Origin of the sequence: Paenibacillus cremeus (assembly GCF_007786445.1) — a bacterium.
Classification (GTDB): Bacteria; Bacillota; Bacilli; order Paenibacillales; family NBRC-103111; genus Paenibacillus_G; species Paenibacillus_G cremeus.
In genome coordinates this window covers 93384-104450 of sequence record NZ_VNJI01000019.1, presented here as the reverse complement: position 1 = coordinate 104450, position 11067 = coordinate 93384, and the positions used below count along the sequence as shown (strand labels likewise).

Annotated in this window: 13 protein-coding genes; all 13 read left to right on the top strand. The window is 53.5% G+C overall.

The genetic code is table 11. The annotated features are described in order from the left end of the window. The first annotated feature begins 157 nt into the window (after nucleotides 1–157). The 13 genes from FPZ49_RS35775 to FPZ49_RS16555 all read left to right on the top strand — a co-directional run bounded on the left by FPZ49_RS35775 (nucleotide 158) and on the right by FPZ49_RS16555 (nucleotide 11061). Complete coding sequence (locus FPZ49_RS35775; RefSeq protein ID WP_186445874.1) at nucleotides 158–304, top strand: hypothetical protein; 147 nt, start codon at nucleotides 158–160, stop codon at nucleotides 302–304. Between the two features lie 45 nt (nucleotides 305–349). After that, the gene (locus tag FPZ49_RS16610) at nucleotides 350–880 is read left to right on the top strand and encodes a metallophosphoesterase family protein (protein WP_261381455.1); all 531 of its coding nucleotides are present in this window, start codon (nucleotides 350–352) and stop codon (nucleotides 878–880) included. After that, entirely contained in the window at nucleotides 855–1073 is a 219-nt protein-coding gene (locus FPZ49_RS16605; RefSeq protein WP_144848759.1) for a hypothetical protein, read from the top strand. The genes FPZ49_RS16610 and FPZ49_RS16605 overlap by 26 nt, the downstream gene beginning before the upstream one ends. Before the next feature lie 87 nt (nucleotides 1074–1160). After that, the gene (locus FPZ49_RS16600) at nucleotides 1161–1340 is read left to right on the top strand and encodes a hypothetical protein (RefSeq protein ID WP_144848756.1); all 180 of its coding nucleotides are present in this window, start codon (nucleotides 1161–1163) and stop codon (nucleotides 1338–1340) included. A gap of 95 nt (nucleotides 1341–1435) precedes the next feature. After that, nucleotides 1436–2491 carry a LacI family DNA-binding transcriptional regulator gene (locus FPZ49_RS16595; RefSeq protein WP_144848753.1) on the top strand — a complete coding sequence of 352 codons (1056 nt, stop codon included), beginning with the start codon at nucleotides 1436–1438 and terminating at the stop codon, nucleotides 2489–2491. A gap of 101 nt (nucleotides 2492–2592) precedes the next feature. After that, complete coding sequence (locus FPZ49_RS16590) at nucleotides 2593–3354, top strand: glucosamine-6-phosphate deaminase (protein WP_144848749.1); 762 nt, start codon at nucleotides 2593–2595, stop codon at nucleotides 3352–3354. Nucleotides 3355–3396: 42 nt separating this feature from the next. After that, a complete protein-coding gene (locus FPZ49_RS16585) occupies nucleotides 3397–4566 on the top strand; it encodes an N-acetylglucosamine-6-phosphate deacetylase (RefSeq protein WP_144848746.1) in 1170 nt (389 codons plus the stop codon). A 10-nt stretch (nucleotides 4567–4576) separates the two neighbouring features. Then, nucleotides 4577–5797, top strand: coding sequence for a Gfo/Idh/MocA family protein (locus tag FPZ49_RS16580; RefSeq protein ID WP_144848744.1), 1221 nt, complete (start codon nucleotides 4577–4579; stop codon nucleotides 5795–5797). Nucleotides 5798–5823: 26 nt separating this feature from the next. Continuing rightward, the gene (locus FPZ49_RS16575; protein WP_144848741.1) at nucleotides 5824–7185 is read left to right on the top strand and encodes an ABC transporter substrate-binding protein; all 1362 of its coding nucleotides are present in this window, start codon (nucleotides 5824–5826) and stop codon (nucleotides 7183–7185) included. An 87-nt stretch (nucleotides 7186–7272) separates the two neighbouring features. Further along, on the top strand, nucleotides 7273–8172 hold the full coding sequence (locus tag FPZ49_RS16570) for a carbohydrate ABC transporter permease (protein WP_144848738.1): 900 nt from the start codon (nucleotides 7273–7275) through the stop codon (nucleotides 8170–8172). 64 nt (nucleotides 8173–8236) lie between these two features. After that, the gene (locus tag FPZ49_RS16565; protein WP_391563829.1) at nucleotides 8237–9013 is read left to right on the top strand and encodes a carbohydrate ABC transporter permease; all 777 of its coding nucleotides are present in this window, start codon (nucleotides 8237–8239) and stop codon (nucleotides 9011–9013) included. A gap of 5 nt (nucleotides 9014–9018) precedes the next feature. Further along, nucleotides 9019–10017: a Gfo/Idh/MocA family protein gene (locus tag FPZ49_RS16560; protein WP_144848733.1), complete on the top strand. Its 999-nt coding sequence runs from the start codon at nucleotides 9019–9021 to the stop codon at nucleotides 10015–10017. Nucleotides 10018–10050: 33 nt separating this feature from the next. Beyond that, nucleotides 10051–11061, top strand: coding sequence for an alpha/beta hydrolase family protein (locus FPZ49_RS16555; protein ID WP_144848730.1), 1011 nt, complete (start codon nucleotides 10051–10053; stop codon nucleotides 11059–11061). Nucleotides 11062–11067 lie beyond the last annotated feature (6 nt).

The following is an 11067-nucleotide window of genomic DNA, read 5'->3' as shown; positions in this document are numbered from 1 at the left end:
CTCTTTTCAGAAAAAGATGAATAGGACAATTATCTCCAAATTTAGACAGGGATAATCAACTTGGCTGATCCTGGTTCTTAACCGGTGTCAGCTTGTTTTATTTTCACATACGCTATGAGAGGAACAGTCTTCAGTCTGAGCTAGGGGGGAGACACGCATGTTAAGTCCAGAGGATGCCAACAAAATTATTGATGCCTTTTTAAGCCCGATGTGGTATTTCGTGACCTCGCAGGAGGACAAGGATGAGATTCACCGGCTGGCCGAGGAGCTGCGAAAGGCTTCAGGTCAGACATCTGATGGATAGGATTCTAACTAAGATGATGCAAAGGAGAGGGTGCGGTTGCTGAGTGTGAAAGATGCGAACAAGATTATCGAAGCGTTTCTCCAGCCGCGCTGGAATTTCGTTACTTCACCGGAGGAAAAAGATGAGCTCCACCGACTAGCCGACGAGCTTAGGAAAGCTGCAGCTCCAGCTCCGAAGTTAAGCTTTGCTGTGCTTAGCGATATCCAGTACTGGGACACAAAGGCGGCAGGGAAGTTTAGTGCAGCTCTGGCGGATTTATACCGTTTGAATCCTGAGCTGGACGACCTAGTGATTAACGGAGACCTTGGTGACGGGCGGCCCGAAGATTATGCGAAGCTCGGCGCTCTGGTACAGAATCATCCGTTAGCAGACCGAATCTACTATACGATTGGCAATCACGAATTTTATCAAGCTTATTACAACTCCCAAGGGGACTGGGCACCCGATTCGTTTCCCAATGGGGAGACGGATCACGCTTCAATCGCGCGGTTTTTACAGTTTACCGGATTGTCCGGCTTATATTATGACCGGTTGATTCAAGGGTCATTTCATGTTTCTGGGCTCCGAGCAATATAAACAATCCGATCCGGCGAATAACGAGGATGCTTGTCTATCCCCAGCCCAGCTTAGTTGGCTGCAGGAGAAGCTGCAAGAAAGTGCCGCTGCGCACAACCCGATGTTCGTGTTTCTTCATCAGCCGTTTCAAGGCACTGTATCCGGCAGTACAGAACGTGGCGTGGTGCAGCTGACGGAATTAAAGCAGCTATAGTCCAGCTATCCGGAGGTCATCTATTTTTCAGGTCATACACACTGGGAGCTGCCGCTTCCAACGACTCTGGTTCAAGGGGCGTTCACCATGGTGAACAGCTCCTCTGTAAGCTATCCCTACAACAACTATGACCAGACGATTCAGGAAAACCGCTCGGAGGGCTTGATCATTGATGTCTATGAGGATTTTGTTCATATCCGAGGCCGAGATTTTATAGCCCAAGCGTGGATTCCTGAAGCAGACAAGGAAGTCATCAGAACATTCTGATGGCTTTTTTTTATCTTAAAATCAACACTTCAGACATAGGAATATAGAGTACAGTTCGTCTTACATGCCATTGAAAAAAAGGTTGAGGTGAGAATGTGTCTGACAAGCCGGTGACCATATACGATATCGCACAGCTTGTAAATGCTTCCGCAGCTACCGTCTCCCGGGTGCTCAGCAACAGCAATTACCCGGTGAGCAGCGAGATGAGCAAGAAAATCAAGGAAGCCGCTAAGCAGCTCAACTATACCCCCAATATGCTGGGCCGGCAGTTGAAGAAAAATAACAGCATGTCCATCGGTGTCATCATTCCGTCGATCAGCAACCCATTTTATGCCGATGTCGTGCTCGGAATTGAAGAAATCGCACGTCAGTCCGGCTATCAGGTGCTCTTGTGCAACGCGCACCAGAATCCGAAGCTGGAAGCCGAATATTTGCAAACGCTGCTCGAGAAGCAGGTCAAGGGCGTCATTATCTCGTCGATCTCGCAGCGGAGGGGCTGGCTCAAGCCGTATCTGAATCGAGGGGTCAGCATCATTTCAATCGACCAGAGGATCGAGAGCCGCCAAGTCGTTCAAATCGGCTTTGACTACCGGCACGGCGCCTACCTCGCCTGCTCGCACCTGATTCAACGCGGTCACCGCCGCATTGCGTTTATCTCGGCCGCCCTGAATCGCTCTAGCCGGCAGCACATCCATCAGGGTTATCAGGATGCTATGCAGGAGGCCGGGATTACGCCTCTCAAAGCCTGGATACAGATTTCGGAGGACTGTGAAGACACGAAGTACTGCAGCACGTTTGAGTTCAATAACGGCAAGCAGCTGGCTCATCACCTGATTGCTATGCCTATTCAGGAGCGTCCAACGGCGATTCTAAGCTGCAACGATCTGACCGCTGCCGGGGCGATTAAAGAGCTGAAGGAACAGGGCATCGATGTTCCGGGTCAAATGTCCGTCATCGGGTTTGACAATATCGAGCTGTCGGAGATGCTGACGCCATCGCTTACGACGGTGAATTTGCCTAAGTATGAGCTGGGTACTCTGGCTTGCCGAACGCTGATGAATTTATTAAACGGGGACCACGTGGGTGAGCGAGAGATGATGCTGCCGCCGGAGGTCATCGAACGCGATTCTGTCGTGACACGACTGGAATAATTCGTACTTTCGCGCATAAAGATACAACATGCTCGCCGAATAGAAATCGATTTCTAGAAATCGGTTTCTATTGGACGGAATAACCGAAGGGGAGGGCTTATATGAACGTAAGAATATTGGAGAACGCCAAGGTGCTTGGGCAAGAGGCCGCAGAATTTTGCGCACAGGAGCTTCGGCGACTGATCAAGACCAAGGGGAAAGCCCGTTTGGTGCTTTCGACGGGGGCTTCGCAATTTGAAACGCTGGAATCGCTGGTCACGATGGACATTGATTGGAGCCGGGTTGAGATGTTTCACCTGGACGAATATGTGAATCTGCCATACGTCCATCCAGCCAGCTTCCGCAAATATTTAACGGAGCGGTTTCTCGATCAGCTGCCGATTCCGCTCGGGGAAGCGCACTTCGTAAATGGTGAAGGCGACCTGGAAACCAATATCGCTACCCTGACAAGAGAGATTCGAAAGGCGCCGATTGATCTTGCGCTCATCGGCATCGGAGAAAACGCGCATATTGCGTTCAACGACCCACCGGCAGATTTTGACACCCAGGAAGCCTATATTGTTGTGAATTTGGATGACAAATGTAAAAAGCAACAGGTGGGTGAGGGCTGGTTTGATACGCTGGATGACGTCCCCACTCAAGCGATCACGATGACGGTGCACCAAATTTTGCAAAGTGCCATGATCGTCTCCTGTGTCCCGCATAAGGTGAAGGCACACGCCATCCGCGACTTGTTTATGAACGATGTCACGAATCAAATTCCGGCGACCATCTTGAAAAATCATCCGAGCTTTACGCTGTTCATCGACGAGAATTCGGCATCCGAAGTAGATCGGGAGCTCATTGGGCATTTAAATTCCTAACTGCGTGTGTGGCTGTGGGACAGGCTGAGAGGAGTAAGGCACATGACCAAATCTTGGGCAGGCAGGCATTGGCTGACCGGGCAGACGATTAACGTTAGCGCCGAGGGTGGCAAAGTAGTCAATGTCGAGCGCATCTATCAACAGACGGACCGCTGGATCGCCCCCGGCTTGATCGACGTTCAGCTGAACGGGATCGGCGGATATGATTTGAACGATACGGAGCTGACCATCGACACCGTAAAGCAGATTGTCGGGGTTCTGCATCGCGGAGGAGTGACCCGCTTTTGTCCTACGGTCGTCACTGGGCCGAAGGAGCGAATGCTGCATTGTATTCGAACGATTGCAGCGGCTTGTGAGGCGGATCCGAAGGTAGCTCATGCAGTTATCGGGATTCACGTGGAGGGGCCGTTCATAGCCTCGGAGGATGGACCACGCGGTGCGCATAATCTTAAGTGGGTCCGTGACCCTGATTGGCAGGAGTTTCTGGAGTGGCATGAAGCCGCTGGAGGACGCCTGCGCAAAGTCACCTTGGCACCGGAAAAGCCTGGGGCCATCGCGTTTATCGAGCAGCTGCACCAGCTGGGCATCGTCGCTTCGATCGGGCATACCGCAGCATCGGAGGAGCACATCCAAGCGGCCGTCCGCGCCGGCGCAACGATGAGCACGCATCTGGGCAATGGCGCCCACCCGTATATCAAGCGTCACCCCAATTACATCTGGGCGCAGCTGGCGGAGGATCGGCTATGGGCAGGCCTTATCCCGGATGGGTTTCATCTGCCGATGTCCACGCTCAAAGTGATGATCCGCACCAAAAGCTCCAAGGCCATTCTAACCAGCGACGCCGTCAACCTGGCAGGAATGCCCCCCGGCAGATACACGACACATATTAACGACGATGTGATTTTGGAAGAAAGCGGCTTCCTGCATCTGGCGAGCACACCCGATATATTGGCCGGCTCAGCTACCCCTTTACATATCGGCATCCAGAGGGTAGCCGTCTCGGGGATCGCCTCGCTGGGCGAAGCGATTACGATGGCGACGAAGCATCCGGCGGAGCTGTTCGGATTGGATCAGCAAGGGATTGGAACGATTCAGACCGGTTCTCCGGCGGACTTGATTGTATACGAGCAGCACCCCGATAGAAGCTGGACGATTCTCGAAACGGTATCGAATGGTGAAACGGTGTACGAATACTCCAACCAAAAGGGATGATACCAAACCTATGAAAACCTACGCGATCGTCGGCGCAGGCAGCCGATGCACATCCATGTTCGCGCTTCCGCTTAGCACTCAGTTTCAAGACGTGGCCCGCATTGTCGGCGTTTACGATATCAATTTCAAGCGGGCCCAGCTGCTGAAGCAAAAATGCGGCGGGGATTTTCCGGTATACGACAGCTTCGAGCAAATGATCCAGGACGCCAAACCGGATATCGTGATCGTCACGACAATCGACCGGTACCATCATGAATACATAATCAAAGCGATGGAAATGGGCTGCGACGTTATCTCGGAGAAGCCGATGACCATCGATGAGGACAAATGCAACGCGATTCTGGAAGCGGAGCAGCGAACAGGCCGCAAAGTGACCGTTACGTTCAACATGAGATACAGACCGTTTGCCGCCCGCATCAAAGAGCTGCTTCAGCAGAATACGATCGGGCAAATTCTAAGCGTCCACTTCGAATGGTTCCTGGACACGGATCATGGCGCGGATTACTTCCGGCGCTGGCATCGCAAGAAAGAGAACTCCGGTGGGCTGCTGCTGCATAAATCGACGCATCATTTTGACTTCATCAACTGGCTTCTTGAAGAAGAGCCGGTTCAGGTGTCGGCCTTCGGCTCGCTGCGTTATTACGGCCCGACGCGGGAGGAGCGGGGGACCCGATGTTTGACCTGTAGTTATAAGTCCTCGTGCGAGTTTTTCTTCGATATCACCAAGCCATCGTTCCGGGAGCTGTACCTTGATTGCGAGGATGTCGACGGCTATTTCCGCGATCAATGCGTCTTCTCGGAGGAGATTGATATCGAGGATTCGGTGAGCCTGCACGTGAAATATGCCGGCGGAGCGCTGATGAGCTATTCGCTGACGGCGCATTCCCCGCTCGAGGGCTTCCGGCTGTCACTGAATGGCACGGACGGCCGCATGGAGGTCGAAACGTACCATGGCCGAGTCGGTCCGTTTGCTGGTGAAGACATCAACAAGCTCAAGGTGTATAACCGCGAGGAGGAAGAAATCACCTACAAGGTGCCTGTAGCCTTAGGTGCGCATGGCGGGGGTGACGAGCGGCTGCTCAAGATGCTGTTCCGGGGCAATCTGGAGGATCCGCTGCATCAGCAAGCGAGCTCCTGGGACGGGGCAATGTCCAATGCGATCGGATTTGCGGCCAACAAGTCGATGAGGGAAGGTCAATCGATTCTCATAAGTGATTTAGTTAAACGGTAAGGCGAAGAAAAAGGGAGGGTTTCTCGATGAGAAAAACGGTTTCGTTCACCCTGGCATCGTTGCTTATGACCGCATTGATTGGCTGCAGCGCAAGCCCAAGCGCACCGGCTTCCACCGGCACTGGCGGTGCTGCTGGAACTGCTGGAACACCCCAACCGGCACAGACCGCACAGGCAGATACCAGCAAAAGCAAAGACCCGATCAAGCTACGCGTCGCCTGGTGGGGCGGTCAATCGCGTCACGATTACACGCTGAAAATGATCGACATGTACGAGAAGGCGCATCCGAATGTGAAGATCGAAGCCGAGTACGCCGCCTTTGACGACTATTGGAAAAAGCTTGTTCCGCAAGCGGCAGCTAACGATTTGCCCGACGTGATCCAGATGAGCGTAGCCTACATCAGCCAGTTCGGCGACAGAGGCCAGTTGGAGGATCTCGGTCCTTACCTGCAAAAGGGCACAATCGACAAGAGCTCGATCTCCGATGCTTATCTGAAGGTCGGTCAATATAACGGTAAGCAGTATCAGCTTACGCTCGGCGTAAACGCGCTTGCGGTCGTCTACGATCCGCAGATGATCAAGGATGCTGGCGCCACGCTGCCGTCAAATAACTGGACATGGGACGATCTGGAAGCGATCGGCGCGAAGCTGAAAGCCAAGGGCAAGCTGGTTGCCGCCAACATCGATGACCGCAACTTCCTGTCCTTCTACCTGCGCTCCAATGGCGGCAACTTATTCCGTCCGGATGGGACCGCATTGGGGTATACCGACACGAAGCTGTACACCGATTATTACACCCGCCTGCAGCGCATGTACAACAACGGCTACCTGCTTGCGCTTGATAAACAAGCCCAGAAGAAAGGCGTACCGGAGGATGATGAGCTAGTCCTGGGTAACGCAGGGACAACGTTCACCTGGTCCAATCTGTTCGCCGCGGATTCGGCGATTGCCAAGCGCCCGCTGGAAATCGCGCCGCCGCCGGGACCGAACATCGACAAGGGGCTGTTCCTGCAGTCGAGCCAAGGGCTATCGGTCTCCAAAAATTCCAAAAACAAAGAAGAAGCCATTAACTTCGTGAACTTCATGATCAATGACATCGAAGCGAACAAAATCATGAAGGGCGAGCGCGGGGTTCCGATCTCCACGAAGGTGCAGGATGCGATCAAGCCGCTGCTCAGTCAAGCGGATCAAAAAATCGTAGACTACGTAGCCTGGGCAGGCACGCAAACCAAATCCGACAACCCGATTGATCCTGTAGGCGCAGTGGAGGTCTCCAAGCTGCTGACGGATACCAGCCAGCAAATTTTATACAACAAAATTTCGCCTGCCGATGCGTCCGCCAAGTTCTTCAAGGACTCCAACGCCATTTTGGCCAAAAACAAAAAATAGCTCTCAGCACGAGAATCAGGATCAGGACAGCGTCTACCGGCGCTGTTCTGGTTCATTTCTTCACTTTTTTAGCAAGGGGGGAAACCAATGAAGCTGCGTGACAATAACCATCTAGTCGGCTATTTGTTCATATCGCCGTTTGTGCTCGGATTTCTGATTTTTACGCTGTATCCTATTTTATCCTCCTTCTATTACTCCTTCACGGACTATAATCTGTTCGATGCGCCCCACTGGATCGGTCTTAACAACTACCAGAAGATTGTCCTCGACGACGAAAAATTGACCAAGTCGCTTCAAGTCACATTCACATATGTGTTCGCAAGCGTTCCGCTTCGTCTGGTGTTTGCGCTGTTTGTGGCCATGCTGCTCAATACGACAACCCGTGGGGTCGGGTTTTACCGTTCCACCTATTACTTGCCGTCGCTGATCGGGGGCAGTGTGGCCGTATCGATCATGTGGATTCAAGTGTTCGGGGATAAAGGGCTGCTCAATTCCCTCTTGGGTCTGATCGGCATCCATACGTCGACGTCATGGATCGGGAGTCCGGGTACGGCGCTGTGGACCTTGATCGCGCTTTCGGTTTGGCAGTTTGGTTCCTCCATGCTGATCTTTTTAGCCGGCTTGAAAAATATCCCCACATCTTACTATGAAGCCGCCAGCGTGGACGGAGCGACGCGGTGGTACCGATTTTTCCACATTACGCTGCCTCTGCTCAGTCCAATCATTTTGTTCAATCTGATCATGCAGACGATCTCGGCGTTCATGACGTTTACTCCGGCGTATGTCATCTCCCGTGGCGAGGGCGGTCCGCTCGATAATACGCTGCTCTATTCGCTGTATTTGTACCGGCGAGCGTTTGCCTTTTTCGAGATGGGTTACGCATCGGCCATGGCCTGGGTCATGCTGCTGATCGTGGCGGCGATTACGTTCGCCATCTTCAAATCGTCGAAGTATTGGGTGCATTACGAAGCGAAAGGGGAGGGATAGGATGCCCATCGTCTCAGCCAAATCCATTTCGAAGCATTTCATCATCAGCCTCTTTGCACTGGTCATGATCTACCCGATCCTGTGGCTCGCCGTCAGCTCCTTGAAGCCCAGCAGCGAGGTGTTCTCCACCGCCTATAGCTTGATCCCCAGCCGATTGGAGTTCAGTAACTATGTCAGCGGCTGGAAGGGCTTCGGGAACAACAGCTTCACCATCTTTTTCAAAAACTCGTTTATTATCGTGATCATCTCTACGCTCGGTGCGGTCGTGTCGTCGGCGCTGGTCGCCTATGGGCTGGCTCGGATTCCGTTTTGGGGCAAGTCGTTCTGGTTCAGCTGCGTGATGATGACCTTAATGCTGCCGCACGACGTGACGATCATTCCTCAGTACGTCATGTTTTCCAAGCTGGGCTGGGTGTCCTCGTTTAAGCCGGTTATCGTTCCGAGCTTTTTCGGGATGCCGTTCTTTATCTTCCTGATCATGCAGTTTATTCGGACGATCCCTACGGAGATGGATGAGGCGGCGAAAATGGACGGCTGCAGCAAATACTCAATCTTCTTCCGCATTATCGTTCCTCTGATTGTTCCTGCGCTGGTGACGGCCACAATCTTCTCGTTCTACTGGCGGTGGGACGATTTCATTACTCCGCTGCTTTATTTGAACAAGCCGCAGCTCTATCCGGTGTCGCTCGCGCTCAAGCTGTTCCTCGACGCCGATTCGACCAGCAACTGGGGCGGTATGTTCGCGATGTCCACGTTGTCACTGTTACCCGTTGTTCTGATCTTTTTCTTCTTCCAAAAATATATCGTTGAAGGCATCAGCACTAGCGGACTGAAGGGGTGAATCGAATGAAAAATCGCTATTTCAGCATCATCGGCTGCCGTCACGGACATATTGAAAAATTCATTCAAGAGATGATAGAGTTAGGGTATCGATGCGCCGGGATTTATGAAGGGGACGAGCCGTCGCTTGCGATCGCATTGTCGAACAAATATGATATCCCATTCGTCACCGAGCTGGAACCTGTACTGGCCCCCGGGGTGTCCATCGTGGGCACGTCCGCGATCAATCATCAGAAGATTGAGCTGATCGAAGTGTGCGAGAGCCTAGGGAAGCACATTATGCTGGATAAGCCGCTGGTGACCTCAAGAGTCGGGCTAAACCGGCTGGAGGCCGTGCTTGAGCGCAATGCCATTCAGGTCGGCTTGCTGCTGACCTCGAGGGACCGCAGGTCGATCGTGATGCTGAAGCAGAAGATCGACGAGGGCTATCTCGGCGACATCGTCAGCATCACGATGCGCAAGCCGCACAAGCTGACGCCCTCCAAGCGGGCTCCATGGCACTTCTCGAAGGAGCAAAACGGCGGGATTATCGTGGATCTGCTCATTCACGACTTCGACCTGCTGCGGTGGTTAACGGGGAAGGAAATCGCTCAGACCAGCAGTATGATGTCCAAAACTATCCTGCCCGAATACCCGGAGTTTTACGATACGGCCGCGGTGCAGGTGCGGCTGGAGGGGAATGTGCTGGCCCAGCTGTATACGGACTGGCATACGCCGGAGCAGTGCTGGACGTTTGGCGATGGACGCATTTTTGTCACCGGTACGAAGGGGAGCGCAGAGCTGCGGCTGCTGGGAGATCCGGCGATCGGCAGGGAGGAATTGATGTTCGCGATGACCCATGAGGAGAAGTTCCATCAGGTGGACTTGGTGGAGCCCTCGATTTCCGTGGTGGAGGATTTCCTCCAGCAAATCCAGGGAAAGCCGGGTCTCATCACGCATCAGGACCTGCTGCTGGCGAGCAGAGCGGCGATCGAAGCGGACGAGCAAGCCGTCATCTGGCGTTGAGCTGCTGGTTAACAATGGAGGAGGAAATCGGAAGTGTGGAATCCAGATGAATATCTCAAGTACTTGTATAACAGCATCGAGCCTGCGGAACGGTTCAAGGGCGATTCGGCGGAAGAATGGACAGCATGGAGGGATCGCTACCGTGCGCAGTTTATTCAGCGATTGGGCGGCTTCCCGGAGACAGCGCCAGAGCTGAACCCCGTGCTGCTGGAGTCGGTGGATTGCGGAAGCTACACCAGGCAGCGGATTCAAATCCAGACGTTCGAGCAGCTGCAGATGCCGGTGTACGTGCTGATCCCGAAGCAGGCGGACGAAGGCCGTCGGGCGGTCATCGCTTGCCACGGGCATGGGTACGGGAGCCGGGATATCGTCGGGCTGAAGCCTGATGGCTCACCGAAGGATGGGGAGCTCGGCTACCAGAAAAATTTTGCCGTCGAGCTCGTAGAACGCGGGTTTGTCGTCGTCGCGCCGGAGCTGTTCGGGTTCGGAGACCGGAAGCTAACAGAGAACGCCAAGGATCCGCATTCCTGCAACCGCTTGTCCAGCTTTCTGCTATCCATCGGTAAAACGATGGCATCCTACCGCGTGTACGAGACGATGCGCTGTGTCGATTATTTGCTGACGAGAGACGATGTAGATGGGCAGCGGATCGGGATTATGGGCATCTCGGGCGGCGGACTGGTCAGCTCGTTCACTGCGGCAGTTGATGAGCGGATTGCCGCAGCGGTCGTTAGCGGCTTCGGGAATACGTTCGAGGCGAGCATCTTAGCCATGCACCACTGCATTGACAACTATGTGCCGGGCCTGTCCTTGGACGTGGAGCTGCCTGATGTCATCAGCTTAATAGCACCACGGCCTCTGCTGCTCGAAGCGGGTAAAAGCGACCGCATTTTCCCGATCCACGGTACACTCGAAGCCTATGAAGCGCTTAGTATAGTCTATTCGCGGCTAGATGTCAGCGATCGCTTGGAGCTGGATTTATTCGAAGGTGAGCATGAAATCTCCGGGCGGGTAGCGTATGATTGGTTCGGCAAAATGTTGTGATGGTGA

What these genes read in the sequence shown, in the direction of transcription:
- FPZ49_RS35775 (WP_186445874.1), top strand. Translation starts at nt 158, where the DNA reads ATGTTAAGTCCAGAGGATGCCAACAAAATTATTGATGCCTTTTTAAGC.
- FPZ49_RS16605 (WP_144848759.1), top strand. Translation starts at nt 855, where the DNA reads ATGTTTCTGGGCTCCGAGCAATATAAACAATCCGATCCGGCGAATAAC.
- FPZ49_RS16600 (WP_144848756.1), top strand. Translation starts at nt 1,161, where the DNA reads ATGGTGAACAGCTCCTCTGTAAGCTATCCCTACAACAACTATGACCAG.
- FPZ49_RS16590 (WP_144848749.1), top strand. Translation starts at nt 2,593, where the DNA reads ATGAACGTAAGAATATTGGAGAACGCCAAGGTGCTTGGGCAAGAGGCC.
- FPZ49_RS16585 (WP_144848746.1), top strand. Translation starts at nt 3,397, where the DNA reads ATGACCAAATCTTGGGCAGGCAGGCATTGGCTGACCGGGCAGACGATT.
- FPZ49_RS16580 (WP_144848744.1), top strand. Translation starts at nt 4,577, where the DNA reads ATGAAAACCTACGCGATCGTCGGCGCAGGCAGCCGATGCACATCCATG.
- FPZ49_RS16575 (WP_144848741.1), top strand. Translation starts at nt 5,824, where the DNA reads ATGAGAAAAACGGTTTCGTTCACCCTGGCATCGTTGCTTATGACCGCA.
- FPZ49_RS16570 (WP_144848738.1), top strand. Translation starts at nt 7,273, where the DNA reads ATGAAGCTGCGTGACAATAACCATCTAGTCGGCTATTTGTTCATATCG.
- FPZ49_RS16565 (WP_391563829.1), top strand. Translation starts at nt 8,237, where the DNA reads ATGATCTACCCGATCCTGTGGCTCGCCGTCAGCTCCTTGAAGCCCAGC.
- FPZ49_RS16560 (WP_144848733.1), top strand. Translation starts at nt 9,019, where the DNA reads ATGAAAAATCGCTATTTCAGCATCATCGGCTGCCGTCACGGACATATT.